At 55.6% G+C, this 19,860-nt stretch carries 20 protein-coding genes; 10 read left to right on the forward strand and 10 right to left on the reverse strand.

What is annotated here, in order from left to right; genetic code table 11:
• Positions 1-138: 138 nt before the first annotated feature.
• The 5 genes from gyrB to QZ862_RS07495 form a co-directional block, all read right to left on the reverse strand.
• On the reverse strand, positions 139-2,574 hold the full coding sequence (gyrB, locus tag QZ862_RS07475) for a DNA topoisomerase (ATP-hydrolyzing) subunit B (RefSeq protein WP_296098696.1): 2,436 nt from the start codon (positions 2,572-2,574) through the stop codon (positions 139-141).
• A 160-nt stretch (positions 2,575-2,734) separates the two neighbouring features.
• A complete protein-coding gene (locus tag QZ862_RS07480; protein WP_296016117.1) occupies positions 2,735-3,100 on the reverse strand; it encodes a helix-turn-helix domain-containing protein in 366 nt (121 codons plus the stop codon).
• Positions 3,097-3,672 carry a Smr/MutS family protein gene (locus QZ862_RS07485; protein WP_296098699.1) on the reverse strand — a complete coding sequence of 192 codons (576 nt, stop codon included), beginning with the start codon at positions 3,670-3,672 and terminating at the stop codon, positions 3,097-3,099. Before QZ862_RS07485 ends, QZ862_RS07480 begins: the two co-directional genes overlap by 4 nt.
• The gene (locus tag QZ862_RS07490) at positions 3,672-4,787 is read right to left on the reverse strand and encodes a murein transglycosylase A (protein WP_296098701.1); all 1,116 of its coding nucleotides are present in this window, start codon (positions 4,785-4,787) and stop codon (positions 3,672-3,674) included. The genes QZ862_RS07485 and QZ862_RS07490 overlap by 1 nt, the downstream gene beginning before the upstream one ends.
• Positions 4,784-5,476, reverse strand: coding sequence for a Tim44/TimA family putative adaptor protein (locus QZ862_RS07495; RefSeq protein ID WP_296098704.1), 693 nt, complete (start codon positions 5,474-5,476; stop codon positions 4,784-4,786). The genes QZ862_RS07490 and QZ862_RS07495 overlap by 4 nt, the downstream gene beginning before the upstream one ends.
• Before the next feature lie 140 nt (positions 5,477-5,616).
• Between QZ862_RS07495 and QZ862_RS07500 the strand changes: the two genes are divergently transcribed.
• Both QZ862_RS07500 and secB read left to right on the forward strand, forming a co-directional pair.
• Positions 5,617-6,126 (forward strand): FxsA family protein, encoded by a 510-nt coding sequence (locus tag QZ862_RS07500; RefSeq protein WP_296098707.1) that lies wholly within the window; start codon positions 5,617-5,619, stop codon positions 6,124-6,126.
• An 84-nt stretch (positions 6,127-6,210) separates the two neighbouring features.
• The gene (gene secB / locus QZ862_RS07505; RefSeq protein WP_296016126.1) at positions 6,211-6,693 is read left to right on the forward strand and encodes a protein-export chaperone SecB; all 483 of its coding nucleotides are present in this window, start codon (positions 6,211-6,213) and stop codon (positions 6,691-6,693) included.
• A 79-nt stretch (positions 6,694-6,772) separates the two neighbouring features.
• Here secB and dnaQ read toward each other — a convergent pair whose 3' ends face one another.
• The 5 genes from dnaQ to QZ862_RS07530 are packed head-to-tail and all read right to left on the reverse strand — an operon-like array spanning position 6,773 to position 10,422.
• Entirely contained in the window at positions 6,773-7,477 is a 705-nt protein-coding gene (gene dnaQ, locus QZ862_RS07510; RefSeq protein WP_296035000.1) for a DNA polymerase III subunit epsilon, read from the reverse strand.
• Between the two features lie 56 nt (positions 7,478-7,533).
• Positions 7,534-8,121 (reverse strand): dephospho-CoA kinase, encoded by a 588-nt coding sequence (coaE, locus tag QZ862_RS07515; protein ID WP_296034997.1) that lies wholly within the window; start codon positions 8,119-8,121, stop codon positions 7,534-7,536.
• Positions 8,118-8,978 carry a shikimate dehydrogenase gene (locus QZ862_RS07520; protein WP_296034995.1) on the reverse strand — a complete coding sequence of 287 codons (861 nt, stop codon included), beginning with the start codon at positions 8,976-8,978 and terminating at the stop codon, positions 8,118-8,120. The genes coaE and QZ862_RS07520 overlap by 4 nt, the downstream gene beginning before the upstream one ends.
• A complete protein-coding gene (locus tag QZ862_RS07525) occupies positions 8,971-9,570 on the reverse strand; it encodes a Maf-like protein (protein ID WP_296098710.1) in 600 nt (199 codons plus the stop codon). The genes QZ862_RS07520 and QZ862_RS07525 overlap by 8 nt, the downstream gene beginning before the upstream one ends.
• A gap of 30 nt (positions 9,571-9,600) precedes the next feature.
• A complete protein-coding gene (locus QZ862_RS07530; RefSeq protein WP_296016135.1) occupies positions 9,601-10,422 on the reverse strand; it encodes a pyruvate, water dikinase regulatory protein in 822 nt (273 codons plus the stop codon).
• A 409-nt stretch (positions 10,423-10,831) separates the two neighbouring features.
• On the opposite strand from QZ862_RS07530, the gene hemE reads away from it, so the two are divergent.
• From hemE to QZ862_RS07570, 8 genes are all read left to right on the forward strand, one after another.
• A complete protein-coding gene (gene hemE / locus QZ862_RS07535; protein WP_296034988.1) occupies positions 10,832-11,866 on the forward strand; it encodes a uroporphyrinogen decarboxylase in 1,035 nt (344 codons plus the stop codon).
• The gene (gene hemJ, locus QZ862_RS07540) at positions 11,863-12,408 is read left to right on the forward strand and encodes a protoporphyrinogen oxidase HemJ (protein WP_296098712.1); all 546 of its coding nucleotides are present in this window, start codon (positions 11,863-11,865) and stop codon (positions 12,406-12,408) included. Before hemE ends, hemJ begins: the two co-directional genes overlap by 4 nt.
• Positions 12,409-12,592: 184 nt before the next feature.
• Positions 12,593-13,858: a transcription termination factor Rho gene (rho, locus tag QZ862_RS07545; protein WP_296016142.1), complete on the forward strand. Its 1,266-nt coding sequence runs from the start codon at positions 12,593-12,595 to the stop codon at positions 13,856-13,858.
• A 177-nt stretch (positions 13,859-14,035) separates the two neighbouring features.
• The gene (mnmE, locus tag QZ862_RS07550; protein WP_296098715.1) at positions 14,036-15,358 is read left to right on the forward strand and encodes a tRNA uridine-5-carboxymethylaminomethyl(34) synthesis GTPase MnmE; all 1,323 of its coding nucleotides are present in this window, start codon (positions 14,036-14,038) and stop codon (positions 15,356-15,358) included.
• A 51-nt stretch (positions 15,359-15,409) separates the two neighbouring features.
• Positions 15,410-17,287, forward strand: a complete 1,878-nt coding sequence (gene mnmG / locus QZ862_RS07555; RefSeq protein ID WP_296098718.1) for a tRNA uridine-5-carboxymethylaminomethyl(34) synthesis enzyme MnmG — start codon at positions 15,410-15,412, stop codon at positions 17,285-17,287.
• Positions 17,288-17,298: 11 nt separating this feature from the next.
• Positions 17,299-17,916 (forward strand): 16S rRNA (guanine(527)-N(7))-methyltransferase RsmG, encoded by a 618-nt coding sequence (gene rsmG, locus QZ862_RS07560; protein ID WP_296098721.1) that lies wholly within the window; start codon positions 17,299-17,301, stop codon positions 17,914-17,916.
• A 20-nt stretch (positions 17,917-17,936) separates the two neighbouring features.
• The gene (locus QZ862_RS07565; protein WP_296016200.1) at positions 17,937-18,731 is read left to right on the forward strand and encodes a ParA family protein; all 795 of its coding nucleotides are present in this window, start codon (positions 17,937-17,939) and stop codon (positions 18,729-18,731) included.
• A gap of 38 nt (positions 18,732-18,769) precedes the next feature.
• The gene (locus QZ862_RS07570; protein ID WP_296016150.1) at positions 18,770-19,648 is read left to right on the forward strand and encodes a ParB/RepB/Spo0J family partition protein; all 879 of its coding nucleotides are present in this window, start codon (positions 18,770-18,772) and stop codon (positions 19,646-19,648) included.
• The last annotated feature ends 212 nt before the right edge of the window (positions 19,649-19,860 follow it).

The following is a 19,860-nucleotide window of genomic DNA, read 5'->3' on the forward strand; positions in this document are numbered from 1 at the left end:
TAGCCGGATTCTTGAGCCTCCGGCTTGAGCATAACCGAAACTTTCTTCCTTCTCGCCAATAAAAAACCCGGCATCGAAGCCGGGTTTCTTAACAAACTGTTTCACGTGAATCGTGCGCCGACACGATCCACAGCAAAATCATATATCGAGGTTTGCGACGCTCAGCGCGTTTTCCTGGATGAAGTCGCGGCGTGGTTCTACCTCATCGCCCATCAGACGGGCAAACAAGCCATCGGCATCGGTCGCATCATTGACCTTGACCTGCAGCAGCGAACGAACGTTGGCGTCGAGCGTGGTTTCCCATAGCTGCTCGGCATTCATTTCACCAAGACCCTTGTATCGCTGCATGGAAAGGCCCTTGCGGCCAGCTGCGAAGATGGCTTCAAGAAGCGCGCGAGGACCGGAAATCTGCAGACTTCCATCCTTGCGCTGCAGGACCGGAACAGTCGCATAGACCTCACGGCTTCGTGCGGCCAGCTGGTCGATGTGGCGGGCGTCGGCGGAGCCGAGCAGGCCGATATCGATCGTCGAAAGTTCCTTGACACCACGAACCATGCGCTGGAAGCGCAAGCCACCATCGGCGAGAACCTCGCCAGACCAGCCGCGCTCTGTCTCTTCGGCGATCATATCCAGACGACGGGAAACTTCCGCAACCGTGGCTTCCGCTTTGCTGGCGTCCGCGGAGAGTTCCGGATTGAGCGCTCCAGCAATGGCCGCCTGTTCCACGACCGACCGATTATATCGGGAATGTAGGCCGTCGATCAGCGAGCGCATGCGAACGGCGTCAGCAATGACTTCGCGCAGATCCTGGCCGACACGCACCTCACCGGAGCCAAGCGTCAGCGATGCTTCTTCGATACCCATCGAAATCAGGTAGTCTTCCAGCGCCTTTTCGTCTTTCAGATACTGGACGGACTTGCCGCGCGTGACCTTGTAGAGCGGCGGCTGGGCGATGTAGAGATGACCGCGTTCGATCAGTTCCGGCATCTGCCGGAAGAAGAATGTCAGGAGCAGCGTGCGAATATGAGCGCCGTCCACGTCAGCATCGGTCATGATGATGATCTTGTGGTAACGCAGCTTGTCCGCGTTGAATTCGTCCTTGCCGATCGAGGTGCCGAGCGCGGTAATCAGCGTGCCTATTTCCTGGCTGGACAGCATCTTGTCGAAGCGGGCGCGCTCCACGTTGAGGATCTTACCGCGCAGAGGCAGGATGGCCTGCGTTTCACGCGAGCGTCCCTGCTTGGCTGACCCACCAGCGGAGTCACCCTCGACGAGGAAGAGTTCGGATTTTGCCGGATCGCGCTCGGAGCAATCTGCAAGCTTGCCCGGCAACGAGGCGATATCGAGTGCGCCCTTGCGGCGGGTCAATTCGCGGGCCTTGCGTGCGGCCTCGCGCGCAACGGCAGCTTCCACCACCTTGCCGACGAGAATCTTTGCTTCTGTCGGGTGCTCTTCGAACCACGTGCTGAGCGCCTCGTTGACGAGGTTTTCGACGACAGGGCGCACTTCGGACGAAACGAGCTTGTCCTTGGTCTGCGAGGAAAATTTCGGATCCGGCACCTTGACCGAGAGAACCGCCGTCAGGCCTTCACGGCAGTCTTCGCCCTGAAGCGAGACCTTTTCCTTTTTGGTGATACCTGAACTATCCGCATAAGAGGTGACCTGACGTGTCAGCGCGCCGCGGAAGCCCGCCATATGCGTGCCGCCATCGCGCTGGGGAATGTTATTGGTGAAGCAAAGCACATTCTCGTGGTAGCTGTCGTTCCACCACATGGCGACTTCGACCGTAATGCCGTCCTTTTCGCCACGAATGGCAACTGGTTTGTCGACCAGCGGCTTCTTGGCGCGGTCGAGATACCGTACGAAAGCTTCCAGACCGCCATCGTAAACCATCTCCTCCTGCTTGATGTCGGAGTGGCGCTTGTCGGTAAGCAGAATGCGAACGCCCGAGTTAAGGAAGGCAAGTTCGCGGAGGCGATGCTCAAGCGTAGCGTAGTTGTATTCCGTCATCGTGAAGGTATCCGAGCTTGCCAGGAAGGTGACTTCCGTGCCCGAGCGGCCTTCATATTCGCCGATCACTTCCAGTGGTTTGTCCGCGACGCCATGGGTGAAGGAGATTTCGTGGACCTTGCTGTTGCGGCGAATACGCAGCTTCAACCAGACGGAGAGAGCGTTGACGACCGAAACGCCGACGCCATGCAGACCGCCGGATACCTTATAGGAGTTCTGGTCGAACTTGCCGCCGGCATGGAGCTGCGTCATGATCACTTCCGCAGCCGAGACGCCCTCGCCCGTATGAATATCGGTCGGGATACCGCGGCCGTTGTCTGTCACGGTGACGGAGCCATCGGCATTCAACGTCACGGTGACGAGATCGGCATGACCGGCAAGCGCCTCGTCGATCGCGTTGTCCACCACTTCATAAACCATGTGGTGAAGACCGGACCCATCGTCAGTATCCCCGATATACATCCCGGGACGTTTGCGCACAGCATCAAGGCCCTTGAGAACCTTGATCGAATCGGCTCCATATTCCGTATTCACGCTGTTTTCGCTCGACGGTGTTTCAGTCATAAGCATTCTTTCCAATGGGCGCTGCCAGAGCGTACCGCTTTTCGGGCGCGCAATCGCAGCGAATCACTTTCAATCCGGTTGGCCGACTATAGGAATTCCGTCCCGATATCCAAAGTCTGCGCCCCTCAAACCCTCGATAAAACAGGGGATAGCGCGACTTTCAGTCACAAGAACGGCCTTTTTGCAGCACGGCTGACAATTCGTCTATCACAGTCCGAGGCAGCTTGCGAATATCATGCGCAAGCGCATTGGCAAGAGCGGTATATTCTGGCGGAAGACCGACCGTATCGATGATGATACGGGGATGCGAAGTGCCGGCGAGGCGGAACAACTCCTCAGCATCATCCCAGATGATGTTGAAGTAGCCGGCGATGCGCTGCAACAGATCAAAGCTCGGTGTACCCCGCTTCCCATGTTCGAGTGCCGAGAGATAAGCGGGCGACACACCGATGGCAAAAGCCATGTCTTTCTGCGTCACGCCCTTCTGCTCGCGCAGACGCCGAACGGCTTCGGCGAAGGGCGTCACGACTTGTCTCCCCGCCTGCGGGACAGCCGCACATACAGCGCGCCATCGCCGCCATGGTTCATGGAAGCATCCTCGTAAGAGGAGATCAGGTGGCGGTACTCCGGCTTAGAGAACCACATGGGTACCGCGCGCTTCAATGCCCCATCGCTGCCCATAGACCGACCTTTACCGGTGATCACCAGCACGTGACGCAAACCGCGCTCATGCGCGCGCACGAGAAAATCGAGAAGCACCGCATGCGCCTCGCTCTGGAACATGCCGTGAAGGTCGATACGTGCTTCGAGCGCCAGTCGACCGCGCGTGAGCTTGCGCTTTACCGGCTTTTCCAATGGGTGATGCACTCGATCCTTTTTCACCCCTGGCGCGGAAGACTCCGGCACAGGTTCTATAATCATCTGCGGGAATGGCGGAATGGGCTTGGCGGATGCGATGGGCGGATTAGGGGCCGGATTCACCTCGACGTCCTCGAAGACCAACAGATCTTCCATGCGACCGGAGATCGGCCGCGCTGTGCGGGCAACCTTGCCCCACAGCACGCGCTCCTCCTTGCCGAGTTTGCGCCCACCCTTCATCAGAGATACCTTTCCGCAGCCTCTTTGGGGATGAGTATAGTGAAATCCGCGTGATTGCGCACGGTGCCTGCAAGTTCGCCAGCCTCATCTCCCGAACCGGTGAAGATATCGCCTCGTGCGGGTCCGACGATTGCGGAGCCGGTGTCGAGCGCCAGCATCAAACGGGCAAACGGCTTTCCGCCATCCAAATGGGTCAGGCTCTGCGACTGGATGAAAAAGGGAAAACCGAAGGTGTGAATCAGGCGGTCGACGGCGAGCGATCGTCCAGCGACAAGAGGCACTTTAGCAGCAGCGATCGGCCCGACCTCCAACCCGTCTACGTCCGCCTCGCGAAAGAATATGTAGGACCGATTATGCCAGAGCACCTCATCCACCTGGTCGGGATGATCGGCAAGCCACTGACGGATCGTCTGCATCGAGACGGTGGCAGGAACGAGCTCTCCGCGATCCAATAACAGGCGACCGATCGGGGAGAAGCGATGGCCAGCTTTGGCCGCATAAGTCACGCGTTTCAGCGACCCGTCGGCAAATCTCAGCCTCGCGGCACCCTGGACGTGGACGAAAAACAGATCGACCTTGGATTTAGCAAAGGCAATTTCGAGCCCCCTGCCTTCAAGATAGCCCTGATCGATTTGCCGTCGATCCGGATATTCGGAAATCTGGCCGTCCCTTTCTAGAGCGAAGGCATAATAGGGATCGATAGTGGACGGGCGGTTGCTGTCATCAATATCGACCAGATCACCCGGGCGGTTGTAGATCGGATATTTCCAGACCTCGTCCCGGACTGCCGAAACCTCCAGTTCCGGCTCGTAAAACGCGGTGACGAAGCCACGCTTTTCGTCCGCCAGGACAATCCGGAAGGGAACGCAGTTCTCCTCGAAGAAGGCGCGCGCCTGATCGGCAGTGTCGATCTTAGCCGTCTTCGCCTTTTCCAGCAGCACCGTGAGATCCTCGGCCGAAAGACCCAGGCTTGCACTGCGGTAGGGCTTGCCCTTATTCAGGTGGGCCAGGATATCGCCCATCGCGGCAAAAAGGGCTGAGGGGTCATCTTGCCCCCAGCCCTCCAACTTATCGAACGACACCTTTTGAAGGTGAAAATCTCTCGTCGTGATCATGCTTCGGATTCAGTCGCGATCAGCTTCCAGTTTGGATCGCGAGAACGGATATCGCGGGAGAAGGTCCAGATGTCGTCGACTTCGGATACGTTTTCCGCATCACCATCCACCAGCTTGCCATCTTTGTCATAGGTGGCGGAAATCAACTGGCTGATGATGCGCAGCGTAATCTGTTCCTCGGATCCGCGCACCGTTGCCTGTGTGATATCGATTTTCTCGATGCCGACAAAGGTGGACTTCACCACTTCGCCGCGCTTTTCCCGTTCGGAGATCGCCGCATCGAAGCCGTCATAGACTTCCTTGGAAAGAAGGTTCTTCAACGTATCCCGATCGCCGTCCGCAAAGGCCATGACGATCATTTCATAAGCCATCCGGGCGCCGTTGAGAAATTCCTTCGGCTGGAAAGACGGATCGCTCTCGACAAGCTGGCGCAGGGAATCATTCAGAGCAGAACCGGCCGGCGCGATCATGTCCACGCCAGCGAAACGGTTTTCATCCGTTTCGCCACGCTTCGCCAAGGTAACGACCTTGTTATCGTCATTTGGCGCTTTTGCTGTTTCACGGGCGCTGAAAGGATCGAATGGCGGCTTCTCGTTGCCGGTGCGGCGGCCAAGCACACTGCGAAGCTGGAAAAAGATCAGCACCGCCGCCACAAGGAAAAACAATGTTATGAAGTCGCTTGAGCCCATCTTTTACCGAAACCACCATTTAAATCCAATGTTGAACCATCATATAGTCTTCATCCGATCAATCTTCAAATATGCAGATTCAATCGGCGGTTCCTGCAGATCGGTTTTCTGCTCACTATCCAACACGCAAGGCTAGAAATATGCGTTTCTCACTGCTGCCGATCATCGTGCTTTTGATGCCCATTCTGGAAATTGCCGGCTTTATCGTGGTCGGGAAGGCAATCGGCCTGTGGCCGACACTGGCATTGATCATCCTGACCTCAATGCTGGGCCTCATCATTCTGCGCAATGGTGGTCTGGGTATGGTGCGAAATCTGCAAAATGCGGGACGTACGGGCGACCAGCCAGCAGAGGCGCTTGTCAGCGGCGGCATGCGTGTCATCGCTGGTATCCTCCTTTTCGTTCCGGGATTTTTCACCGATATTATCGGGGTTTTGCTGCTCGTGCCGGCGGTGCGCCGGTTTTTCTGGACGATCTTTCGACCCAATATCATCGTTGCGGATTTTGCTCGTGGCGGTTTTCGCAATGCTCCGCGTGGTTCGACATCGTCAAAGGTGGTCGATCTGGACGAGGACGATTTTCATCGCGAAGGTCAGAACAATTCACCCTGGTCACCCGATCGCAATGACCGCAATCTACCCAGAGAGTAAGTCTGCCGGAGGGCGCCGGAGGGTTGTAAGCCTCGGGTCCAGATGATAGACGGCATTCACGGCATTCACTTTACGAGGCACATCATGACCACTGAAAATGGCGCACAGAACGGCGCGGCGCCGTCTCTCAATATTCTGACCCAGTACACAAAGGATCTTTCGTTCGAAAATCCGGGTGCGCCGCGTTCGCTTCAGGCTCGTGATGGCGCGCCTTCGATCAACATCAACGTCAACGTCAATGCAAACCCGATTTCCGGTTCCGACTTCGACGTCGTCTTGACGCTGAATGCAGAAGCCAAGGATGGCGACAAGGTTCTGTTCGTGGCCGAGCTGACCTACGGCGGCGTATTCCGCATCACCGGTTTCCCGCAGGAACACATGCTGCCGGTTCTCTTTATCGAGTGCCCGAGACTGCTCTTCCCATTCGCCCGTCAAATCATCGCAGACGTGACGCGCAATGGTGGCTTCCCGCCTTTGATGATCGACCCGATCGATTTCGCACAGATGTTTGCCCAGCGCGTTGCCGAAGAACAGGCCCGCTCTCAGGTTCAGGCCGTCCCGAACTGATCGGATCGCCCAAGATCATTCTGTAACCCGGGTTCATCGAGCCCGGGTTTTTTGTTGTCCGGTGTCTTGCACAGAGAGTTCAAGAAGGCTTGCGGTATTTATTCCAAATAGCCTTCTCACCCATCGACTGCAAAAGCTTTTCGTGCGCAGCTAGCGCCTGCACATCAAGGCGTGACGGCAGTGGCCGCTCGCGCTGCAGCGGTGGCGTAGGACGATCATCCTCTTGTGCGGTGATTTGCGTTTTAGACGCAGAGCCGAATCCAAGTGCCGTCTGCCGGCCACCGATCATCTCGATATAGACGTCGGCCAGAAGTTCGGAGTCAAGAAGCGCTCCGTGTTTGTCGCGACGCGAGTTATCGACACCATATCGACGGCAGAGCGCGTCCAGGGAGTTCGGACCCATCGGATGTTTGCGGCGCGCAAGCGCCAGCGTATCGGTTACCCATTCCGGCGATACAGGCTCGATGCCAAGGCGCGCAAATTCCGCATTGACGAAACCCATATCGAAGGTGGCATTGTGCGCTACCCAGCGGGCACCATCGAAGAATTCTCGAATCTGGTCCACAACCTCGGCGAATTTGGGCTTATCCTGCAGAAACTCATCGGTGATGCCGTGGACTGCAAGCGCATCGGGATGGACTTTCCGGTCCTCCGGATTGATGTAGATGTGGATGCTTCTTCCGGTCGGAAAATGATTGATCAGCTCGATCCCGCCAATTTCGATGATACGATCGAATTTGGATTCCAGACCTGTGGTTTCCGTATCGAAAATGATTTCGCGCATCGGAATGACTGCCCTTCTGATATGACCGCTAGTTTCGCAAGGTCGCGTACGGAGTTTTAAGTCCGTTGGGAGAGCGCTCGAAGCACCGAGCGAACCTGCATTCTCGCGTCCTCGATACCACGTCCCGTATCAATGATGAAATCGGCTTTTCGACGCTTGTCCACATCCGGCATCTGCCGGGACAGGATCATCGCGAATTTCTCTTCTGTCATGCCAGGACGCGACAACACACGTTCCCGCTGGATTTTTGGCGAGCAACTGGCCACCACAACAACATCGACGCGGCTCTCCGCCTTCGTCTCGAACAACAGAGGAATATCCAGAAGCGCAACCGCTTCGCCATTTTGCTTATGCTCGGCGACGAATGCGTCCTGCTTGCTGCGAACGAGTGGGTGGACAATGCTCTCCAGAACCGAAAACTGAGCCGGATTCTCACGTAGGATATGGCTTAGAATGTCACGGTTCACCCTGCCCTCTTGCACCGCTTGCGGGAAAGCGACCGCAATCGGAGAGACGGCCTCGGAGCGATAAAGATCATGAACCACGGCGTCTGAATCGCAGACTGGCACACCCTCGTCGGCAAAGAGTTTTGCAGTTGTGGTCTTTCCCATTCCAATGGAGCCGGTCAGACCGATGACAATCATGCGTGTTCTTCCATATCCGCGATGATCATCGACCGAAGGTTCGACGTAACGTCCGGCCTGACGCCGAACCACTTATCGAAGCCTGGACGCGCCTGATGAAGAAGCATGCCGAGCCCGTCGACGGTTTCAAATCCCTGCCTCTCTGCCATATCGAGAATAGGCGTTTTCAGAGGCACATAGACGATATCTGTCACAACGGCGTTTTCTGCCAATGGTGAAAAGTCGATATCGCGCACGTCCGTCCCATCCATGCCGAGCGAGGTGGTGTTGACGAAAAGCCCGCAATCCTTCGACACTTCCGCAAGCGCTTCCATGGGGTGCCCGTGGACGGCTGGACCGAACCGGTCTGCGAGTTCCCGCGCTCGTTCCACGGTGCGATTGACCACATGGATTTCGGAAATACCGCGATTGCGGATAGCCTGAATTACAGCGCGACTGGCGCCCCCCGCCCCCAGCACCAATGCCTTGCCGCTCTTGTCCCATCCCGGATGTCTGTCATCCAGATTGGCAACAAAGCCAAAACCGTCCGTGTTGGTGGCGTGGATCAGTCCATCCTCAACCCAAACCGTATTGGCAGCACCGAGCTCTTCAGCCAGATCGTCCGGCCTGTCTGCGAGTCTGTAGGCAGATTCCTTGTGGGGAATCGTCACGTTCCCACCAACATAAGGCGTATCGGTGCCCTTCAAAGAAGCGAGAAACGAGGGAAATTCCTCCGGCGATTTTTCTACCGCTCCGTAGTTACCGTCGATCTGAAACTGTTTGAGCCAGAAGTTGTGAATGAGCGGCGAACGCGAGTGCTTGATTGGGTAGCCAACGACGAAAGCATTTTTGGTTAATGTTTCACGTGAATCAGCCATCGATCACCCTAAGCTCCCGTAATTGCGCCAGCAGAGGAAGGAGCGGCAGCCCCAAGATTGTAAAGTAGTCTCCCTCGATCGAACTGAATAGCTGGATTCCTTCTCCCTCCAACTGGTAGGCTCCCACGCTGGACAGCACTTGCGAGCCGGATCGTTCGAGGTAGCGCGACACATAATCGGCAGACAGTTCACGCACCGTCATCTTTGCAATGCTGACGGTATCCCAAATGACTGCGCCATTCTTCGCGAGTGCTACGCCGCAATTCAGACGGTGCGTCTTTCCAGACAGTGACAGGACGTTGGCGTGCGCCTGCGCCATATCTTTCGCCTTGTGGTAGATTCGGTCGCCGAGCGACATCGTCTGGTCCGAACCGATCACGAAGGCTTCCGGATGTAAAAGACTGACGGCAATAGCCTTGGCCTTAGCGAGCTCCAAAGCGATAACCTCGGGAGCGGCGCCTTCTTGCTCAAGCTTTGCGTCGATTGCGCGCTCATCAATTTGCGCCGGAATGCTGGAAAATGTAAGACCTGCATTGCGCATGAGCATCTGGCGCGAGGCGCTGGCAGATGCAAGTATCAGTTCGGACGTCATGGTTGTCTCCGATGAATGTCGGGATTCGGATTAGCGTGTCCGTTGGCGCAGGGCAAGGATAGCAGCGGCCGTCTCTTCGATGGAGCGCCGTGTGACATCAATCAGAGGCCAGTTGTTGCGAGCACAGAGCGCGCGGGCATATTTCAACTCTTCCATGATTGTGGCCCTGTCGATATATTGTCCCCGGTCGAAGCCACCCGTTGCTCCAAGTTCCCGGTTTTCGCGGATTTGCGATATTCTGTCGGAGGTTGCGACAAGTCCTACGATCAACGGTTTCGTGGCCGTATAGATGCTGTCAGGCAGGGGAACGTTCGGCACAACCGGTATATTCGCGGTCTTGATGCCGCGGTTGGCGAGATAGATGCTCGTCGGCGTTTTCGAGGTGCGGCTGATCCCGATGATGACGACATCCGCCTCATCATAATGCTCCGGCATCTGTCCGTCATCATGATCCATGGCGAAATTCAGCGCTTCGATACGGGCGAAGTAATCTGCATTCAGTGCATGCTGCGCACCAACGCGCCGGCGTGAGGTTGCCCCCAGATAGGTCTGGAAAATGCCGATGATCGGTTCCAGCACATTGACGCAAGGGACACCAAGCGCGTGGCATTGAAGTTCTAGGAAGGACGACAGCTGCTGATCGACGATGGTGTAAAGCACAATGCCGGGCTGGCGATCGATCTCTTCTACCACCGCCTGCAATTGCTTTTGATTTCGGATCATCGGATAGACATGTTCAATCGGCATGGACGCGTGGAACTGCGCCGATACAGCCCGCCCGGCAGACATCAGAGTCTCTCCGGTCGAGTCCGATATCAGGTGCAGATGGAAGAAGTTTTTTTTATTCTCCACGCTGTTTTTGCCTCCCTGTTGATAAAGCTGGACAAGTCCGACATGGCGCGCGCGGTCGATCCTGCGTGGCGGAAAACCGCCCACTTATCCACACTTCGGTGTTTGGTGTAGCAAGCAGAAAGGCTGCTGTGAATCGTTGGGATAAAGAAAAACATCTTTCGTGTTGTCCCCCTGTTATCCACAGCTCGTCTCACAAAGGGACGCATGACAAGGTTCTGAAAATTAATGCGAAAATTGGATTTCCCAAGGAATGCTGAAGAAACGCGTGTAATGATCACACAGGAGCCAAGGCGATCCGCGCACTGCGGCATATCAGCTTGAAAGTTTTTAATCCTTGCTACTCACCGACTCTAAGAAATAGAAAATCTTTTAAATCTCTTTGTTTTTTTATTTGGAAGAGCTGCGCGCAATGATCGAACGGAACGTCATGAGGGTTTTGAACGGAGAAACCGTAAGCCCTCCTCCTGTCTGGCTTATGAGACAGGCTGGAAGATACCTTCCGGAGTATAGGGAAACGCGAAAGGTCGCAGGAAGTTTCTTGGACCTCTGTTACAATCCGGAGCTTGCAACCGAAGTCACGCTTCAGCCGATCCGCCGCTTTGGCCTCGATGCTGCAATCCTCTTTTCCGATATTCTGGTCGTCCCGGATGCTTTGAAGCGGAACGTCAGTTTCTCCGAAGGCAAGGGACCGCAGATGGATCCCATCAGCGCATCTGAAATCGATGCCCTGGATGCCTCAGCTGTTATCGGTTATCTCGATCCGGTCTTCAGAGCTGTCGGCAAACTGCGCGCTGAATTACCTCAACAGACCACGCTGCTCGGCTTCTGCGGTGCGCCGTGGACCGTTGCAACTTACATGATTGCCGGTCATGGCACGCCCGATCAGGCACCTGCCCGGCTTTTCGGCTATCAGCATCCACATGCTATGGAAAAGCTTCTGGCGTTTCTGGCGGAGGTTTCAGCGGACTACCTGGTGGCGCAGCTCGATGCCGGTGCTGACGCCGTGCAGATCTTCGATTCCTGGGCAGGGGTGTTGGGCGAGAAAGAGTTTGAGGCTTATGCGGTCAAACCGGTGGCGAGGATCATCCAGTCCGTCCGCGCGCGCAGGCCAGATGCCAAGATCATCGCCTTTGCGAAGGGCGCCGGCATTTTGTTGAAAGACTACCGACGCAAGACCGGAGCTGATGCGATCGGTCTCGACTGGAGCGTGCCACTGTCCTTTGCGCGCGAGTTGCAACAAGACGGCCCTGTTCAGGGTAATCTCGATCCCATGTTGATGATTGCCGGTGGCAAGCCGTTAGAGGACGGGATTGATTCGATCCTGCAATCTCTCGGCCATGGACCGTTAATCTTCAATCTCGGCCACGGTATTACGCCCCAGGCCGATCCCGAGAACGTGGCCCGTCTGGTGGCGCGGGTGCGTGCTCAGGGAGCGTCACTGTGAGCGAGGACAAGCAGATTTCGGCGACCGCGGGCCGTAAAACGCATCTTCGTGCTGCTGCCGCTCTCGCCGTCTTCATCGGCTTTATCGCGCTGATCCTGCATGTCGATCCGGCTGACGCCTATCTTTGGATCAAGGCTCTGCACATTGTGGCTGTCATCTCCTGGATGGCGGGCCTTCTCTACCTGCCGCGGCTCTTCATCTACCATACGGATGCGCCGGTCGGCTCGGCACAGTCTGAAACCTTCAAGGTGATGGAACAACGGCTGGTGAGGCTAATCATGAACCCCGCCATGATGGTGACGTGGGTTCTCGGCCTCTATCTCGCATGGTCTGTCTATGGGTTCAGCGGTGGCTGGCTTCATGCAAAAATTGCTCTGGTGATCGCTTTGACAGCGACCCATGTTTATTTCAGCCGTAGTGCAAAAGCCTTCGGCCGGGATGAAGACAGACGTTCTGCCCGTCACTGGCGGTTGATGAACGAGGTTCCTACGGTTCTCATGATCGTCATAGTCATACTTGTGGTTGTGAAACCGTTCGGATAACTGACGATCACGATAATTTTCCCGGAATTGTTGCTTTGCTCTTGCGGCGGCGGGCCCGAAACGCTATTTTCAGCCCACTCATCTCCTGGCATGTGAATTATTCAGACGGCTGCGGTTGCACCTCAGAAGCTGATTCGCGAACACGCCGCTCCCCTACATATTTTTAAAGACGGTCTTTCTCTTCATGGCTGAAATGAAGCTACAGGAACTCAAAAGCAAATCTCCGACCGATTTGCTGACGTTTGCCGAATCCCTGGAAGTTGAAAATGCGAGCACCATGCGCAAGCAGGAGCTCATGTTTGCTATTCTCAAGATGCTGGCAAGCCAGGATGTCGAGATCATCGGGGAAGGCGTCGTAGAAGTTCTCCAGGATGGCTTCGGCTTCCTCCGCTCCGCCAATGCCAACTATCTGCCCGGCCCCGACGATATCTATATCTCTCCCTCCCAGATCCGCCGCTTCTCGCTGAAGACCGGCGATACGGTCGAAGGCCCTATCCGTGGACCGAAGGAAGGGGAGCGCTATTTCGCGCTTCTCAAGGTCAACACAATTAATTTCGACGATCCGGAAAAGATCCGTCACAAGGTTCACTTCGACAACCTGACGCCGCTTTATCCGAATGAGCGCTTCAAGATGGAGCTTGACGTTCCGACGTCGAAGGATCTGTCGTCTCGCGTCATCGATCTTGTCGCGCCCCTCGGCAAGGGCCAGCGCGGTCTGATCGTCGCGCCCCCAAGAACCGGTAAGACGGTTCTCCTTCAGAACATCGCTCACTCGATCACAGCGAACCATCCGGAATGCTACCTGATCGTTCTTCTGATCGATGAACGGCCCGAAGAAGTGACCGATATGCAGCGTTCGGTAAAGGGCGAAGTTGTATCCTCGACCTTCGACGAGCCTGCGGTGCGCCACGTCCAGGTCGCGGAAATGGTGATCGAAAAGGCCAAGCGTCTTGTCGAGCATGGTCGCGATGTGGTCATTCTGCTGGATTCGATTACCCGCCTTGGTCGCGCCTATAACACCGTCGTGCCTTCTTCCGGTAAGGTTCTGACAGGTGGTGTCGACGCCAATGCGCTTCAGCGTCCAAAGCGTTTCTTTGGTGCTGCACGTAACATCGAAGAGGGTGGCTCGCTCACCATCATTGCCACGGCCCTGATCGATACCGGTAGCCGTATGGACGAAGTGATCTTCGAAGAATTCAAGGGTACGGGTAACTCCGAAATCGTGCTTGATCGCAAGGTCGCCGACAAGCGTATCTTCCCTGCCATGGATATTCTTAAGTCCGGCACCCGTAAGGAAGACCTGTTGGTGCCGCGTCAGGATCTTCAGAAGATCTTCGTCCTTCGCCGTATTCTGGCTCCGATGGGCACAACCGATGCAATCGAATTCCTTATCGACAAGCTCAAGCAGACGAAGAACAATGGCGACTTCTTCGACTCGATGAACACATAATCTAATTAGCCGGATTCTCGCGGCGAATTATGGGCTGCGCTCCTGAACCGGGCGCGGCCATTTTATTTGGAGCGCGACGCGCCGTTTGCTGTGGACGCTCTATTCGTTTGACTCGTGGCATCGTGCTCGTCAAAGGCCGCTTCGACCTTGGAGCCGATGCAAGAAGTGAGCGTTGGCATGTCCTACTCGACTGATACGATTTATGCTTTATCCAGCGGATCACTCCCCGCAGGGGTTGCGATCATCAGGATAAGTGGGCCTAGCTCCCTCGACGCCTTACGAAGCTTGGCAGGTGATGAACTGCCCCCTCCGCGCCAAGTTGGTCTGAAAACGATTCGTGGCCGTAACGGCGATGTTATAGACCAGGCGCTGGTTCTTCAGTTCCCCTCCCCTCACTCATTTACGGGAGAGGACTGTGTCGAACTCCAAGTTCATGGAAGTCGGGCGGTGGTCGCGGCAATATTCGCGCTGTTGGAAACGATGCCTGGGCTACGTCCCGCAGACGCTGGAGAGTTCTCAAGACGCGCCTTCGATAATGGCAAGATGGACCTTGTCGAGGTTGAAGGTCTTGCCGATCTCCTGCAAGCCGAAACGGAAATGCAGCGCCGCCTCGCGGTGGAACAGAGCAGCGGCCATCTGTCTGCGCTCTATGACGGCTGGGCAAACCAGTTGACGCGCTGCAGAGCCTTGATCGAAGCAGAACTTGATTTTGCTGACGAGGATGATGTGCCGGATTCTGTGGCGGGTCAGGTCTGGGCCGCCGTTCGTAGTCTGGAAGGTGAGCTTGCGCGCCATTTGGCGGATGGGCAAGGGGCTGAGATTATCCGAGATGGTTTTAAGGTCGCTCTTTTGGGTGCTCCAAATGTCGGAAAATCGAGCTTGATGAACGCTTTAAGTGGGCGTGAGGTGGCCATCGTGACAGAGATAGCCGGCACCACTCGCGACGTTCTCAGCGTCGATCTCGACATCGATGGCTACCTCGTAACACTGTTCGATACTGCGGGGCTGCGTGATGCGACCGATATCGTGGAGCAAGAGGGGATCAAGCGCGCAGAGCGCACGGCGGACCAAGCCGATCTCGTTCTTTACCTTACGGATATCGATTCGGATGCGGAACATCTTGTCGCAAAGCTTCATGCTCACAGCCTACTCGTGCGGACGAAAGCTGATCTGGCATCCCATCTCCCCGGGCCAGGTGATCTCCTTATTTCCGCGAAAACGGGGTTAGGCCTAGATGCGTTGAAGTCAGCCATCAAAACAGCGATCGATCAGAGGGTTGGAATTGCTGGGAGCCTGATGCCTGCACGATCAAGGCATAAAAAACGGCTTGAAGAGACGCTGGACTATGTTAGGGATGCGTTGAATTCTGAAGGTATGGAACTTGCGATCCGTTCGGAGTACCTTCGTCTGGCAGCGACGTCGCTAGGACGTATCACTGGCAGGGTCGACGTCGAAGAGTTGCTCGGCGTCATATTTTCCGAGTTCTGCATCGGTAAATGATTCACGTGAAACACAAGGCGTCCAAGCGCCTCGTACTTTGTTGGAAATTCGATGGTTTATGATGTCGTCGTCATTGGTGGTGGTCATGCTGGCAGTGAGGCTGCGGCTGCGTCAGCGCGTTACGGCGCCCTGACCGCCCTCTTAACCCACAAGCGAGACACTATTGGCGTCATGTCCTGTAATCCGGCGATTGGCGGATTGGGCAAGGGTCATCTTGTCCGGGAAATTGACGCTCTAGACGGCTTGATGGGCCGGATGGCGGACGCAGGTGGTATTCAGTTTAGGATGCTCAACCGCAAGAAGGGACCTGCTGTTCGCGGCCCTCGCACACAGGCAGACCGGCGTCTTTACCGCGAGGCCGTGCAAAAAGAAATTGCGAACACCGACAACCTGGACGTTATCGAGGGTGACGCATACGATGTCGAGATTCAGGACGGACAGATAGAGGCGGTGATCCTCAGCGATGGCCGCAGGATTGCCTGTCGCGCAGTCGTATTGACAACCGGCACATTTCTCCGCGGCCTCATTCATATCGGATCCGAAAAGATTCCAGCAGGTCGTGTTGGCGAGAAACCCTCGGTTGGACTGTCTGACACTCTGTCTCGCGCCGGGCTGGGACTTGGGCGGCTCAAGACTGGAACACCTGCACGGCTAGACGGTCGCACGATTGATTGGGCTGGGTTGGATAAGCAGGGGCCGGATGAAGAGCCCGTTCCCTTCTCGTTCATGACGGATCAGATCACGAACCCGCAGATCGATTGCGGCGTAACGCGTACGACGCCTGAAAGCCACAAAATCATCCAGGATAATATTCACCTCTCCGCGATGTATTCCGGCCAGATCGAAGGGGTTGGTCCTCGCTATTGCCCATCGATTGAAGATAAAATTGTTCGTTTTGGGGAGCGCGACGGCCATCAGATCTTCCTCGAACCTGAAGGGCTCGATGATCACACCGTATATCCGAACGGTATTTCAACGTCGCTCCCTGCTCATGTGCAAGAAGCGTTCATTCACTCCATTCCGGGGCTTGAGCGCGTCTCTATTCTTCAACCAGGCTACGCGATCGAATACGATTATGTCGATCCGCGTGAGTTGAAGCCATCTTTGGAATGTAGAAAGGTTCCCGGTCTATTTCTCGCGGGGCAAATCAACGGGACCACCGGTTATGAAGAGGCTGGAGCGCAGGGCCTGGTCGCGGGGCTGAATGCTGCTCGTCTCGCGGGTGGAGCTGAAGCGCATATCTTCAGCCGAACTGACTCTTACATAGGCGTGATGATCGACGATCTCACATCGAAAGGCGTCACGGAGCCCTACAGGATGTTTACCTCTCGAGCCGAATATAGACTTTCTCTCAGAGTGGATAATGCCGACCTCCGACTGACTCCGACAGCACTCGATCTCGGACTTGTTGGTCAGGAGCGTGCCACGAAGTTTAGAGCTTATACGGGAGCATTGGAGACTGGCCGACAGCTCTTGAAGCAATTGGCGATAACGCCTGCGCAAGCTGCAAAGCAAGGATTAAAGCTCAATCAGGACGGTCAACGTCGTAGCGCCTATGAACTATTGGCTTATCCAGAGATGACACTGGAGGCTTTAAAGCCGATATGGCCTGCGCTGAACGATCTGGCACCACGAGTTTCAGAGGTACTTGAGATCGAAGCGAGCTACGCTGTATATATGCAGAGGCAAAGTGCTGATATCATTGACATCAAACGGGACGAAGATCGTCAGATACCCGAGGGTTTCGAGTTTGGTGCCATCTCCGGCCTCTCTAACGAATTGAAACAAAAACTTATTGCTGCCAAGCCGATCAATATTGCGCAGGCGGCACGTGTTGACGGAATGACGCCGGCTGCAATCTCTCTGATCCTTGCGCTGATTAAAAAAGGGACTTATACGCGAGCGGAGCAAATCCGCTTACAGCCCTAACGAGTCCCAATATGACGATAAACGGCCAAAGTGTTTCACGTGAAACACAGGACCGGCTCGAGCACTTCGTCGAGCTTTTCAAGAAATGGAACGCAACAACCAACTTGGTCGCGCCTTCGACTTTGAAGGACGTCTGGTCTCGGCACGTTGCCGATAGTGCCCAGATTTTCCAACTCGCTCCGAAGCCTCTGGTTTGGGCTGATCTCGGCAGTGGTGGAGGTTTTCCGGGTATCATCACGGCTATTTTTCTTGCTGAACTCAAGGATGGCTGGGTTCATCTTGTCGAAAGCAACCATAAGAAGGCTGCATTTCTCCGTATCGCATTGGCGGAGACTGGAGCTCGGGGTTCCGTTCATCCTATCCGAATTGAAGCGGCGTCCGATATTATCGGCCCATGCGATGTTGTATCTGCGAGAGCGCTGGCAGAATTGGATCTTTTGCTGTCCTATATCTATCCTTGGGCGGCGAAGAATGAAAATCTCAAGGCCTACCTCAATAAAGGCCGGGATTCTGAAACTGAGGTTGCGAAAGCCCGTGGTCGTTGGTCATTCGATCTGTTAAAACATCGAAGTGCGGTCGATGAAGACTCGGTTGTTCTCGAGATTCACAATCTGTCGACGAAGCGCTGATCCAGCAAGCCAGGTGCAGCATTATGTCTGATAAGAACCGGATTATTACGATAGCAAACCAGAAAGGCGGCGTTGGTAAAACCACGACGGCCATTAATCTTGCAACTGCGCTGGCCGCGATTGGCGAGCGGGTTTTGGTCGTTGATCTTGATCCGCAGGGCAACGCCAGCACGGGGCTTGGTATCGATCGTCGGGAGAGAAAATTATCGTCCTACGATTTGCTTGTGGGCGCCAACAGCGTGGCTGAAGTCGCCGTGCCGACAGCTGTTCCCAACCTGGATATCATTCCGTCGACGATGGATCTGCTTGGCTTCGAAATGGAAGTGGCAAATGCGCCGAACCGCGTTTTCCTGTTGCGCAATGCTTTGCGGAGCATGGAAGCGATGGCTTATTCCTATATTCTGCTTGACTGCCCCCCGTCCTTCAATCTTCTGACGATGAATGCGATGGCGACGGCTCATTCCGTGCTCGTGCCACTGCAATGCGAATTCTTTGCGCTGGAAGGTCTGAGTCAGTTGCTGGACACGGTCAATCAGATTCGCGGAACGGTAAACCCGGGTCTCGATATCCAGGGCATCGTTTTGACGATGTTCGATGCACGCAACAATCTGGCGCAGCAAGTCGTCAACGATGTGAGGACCCATCTGGGCGATAAGGTTTACCATACGCTCATTCCGCGAAATGTGCGTGTGTCCGAAGCGCCGTCCTATGGTAAGCCTGCCATTCTCTATGATCTGAAATGCGCTGGCAGCCAGGCTTATCTGCAGTTGGCCTCAGAGGTTATTCAGAGAGAGCGTCTGCGAAAGGCTGCCTGAAGATCGGTTAGTCTTCGAGATTTGGTACGGAGTAAAATATGAGTGACGATCTTTCCAAACGTCGTTTGGGTCGCGGTCTTGCTGCCCTCATAGGTGAGATGGATCAGCCCCTTCCTGTCGGCGAGCCGCAGCGGGCGATCAGCCCTGACCGCACGGTTCCTATCGAATTTATCGCGCGTAGCCCACGCAACCCGCGCCGTCATTTCGATGAGAACGAATTGCAGGACCTTGCCGCGTCGATCCGTCAACATGGTATCGTCCAGCCGGTCGTCGTTCGGACTGTCGATCAGAACCGTTTTGAAATCATTGCCGGTGAACGTCGCTGGCGTGCAGCTCAACTTGCCGGTTTCACCGAAGTTCCCGTTATCGTTCGTGATGTCGATGATCGGACCGCGCTTGAGCTTGCAATCGTCGAAAACGTTCAGCGCTCCGACCTGAACCCGCTCGAAGAAGCGCTGGGTTACGAGCAATTGATCGCTGAACATGGCTACACTCAGAATGATCTGGGTGAGATTATCGGAAAGAGCCGTAGCCACGTGGCTAACAGCCTTCGTCTTCTGAAGCTTCCCGATCCTGTGCGCGACATGCTGTCGGAGGGGTCGCTTTCCGCTGGTCACGCCCGTGCGTTGGTATCCACATCAGACCCGACCACGCTCGCCAAGACCATCGTATCAAAAGGTCTATCCGTGCGCGACGCTGAGCGCATGGCGCAGAACGACATCCGCTCGCAACTTGATCCGATGCAGCCGCGCAAACCGGAAAAGGATTCCGACACAGTCGCGCTGGAGCGGACGCTTTCCGATGCCCTCGGTCTCGACGTGTCGATCAGTCACAAGGGTAATGGTGGTCAGGTCCGTATCAATTATAAGACGCTGGAGCAGCTTGAAGCTGTCTGCCGCCTGTTGGAGCAGCGCTGACAACGAGTGGTCGCAGATCACGCGATCTGCAAGAACTATATCCGGGGCGGCTGGTTGCATGGCATCTGCCCCTCCTCTTTGCCAGCTAGAGCGTTTCCTTGTTAAATAGAAACGTTCTGCCGGAGCAGGTTTTCGTCAGGGCAAAGGCGATTGGCGAAGGGCATACCCAAAGGTACGGTCGAGCCGATCGCCTTTGAGCCTGGCGGAAAGAT

The organism is uncultured Agrobacterium sp. (genome assembly GCA_913777615.1).
Lineage (GTDB): Bacteria > Pseudomonadota > Alphaproteobacteria > Rhizobiales > Rhizobiaceae > Agrobacterium.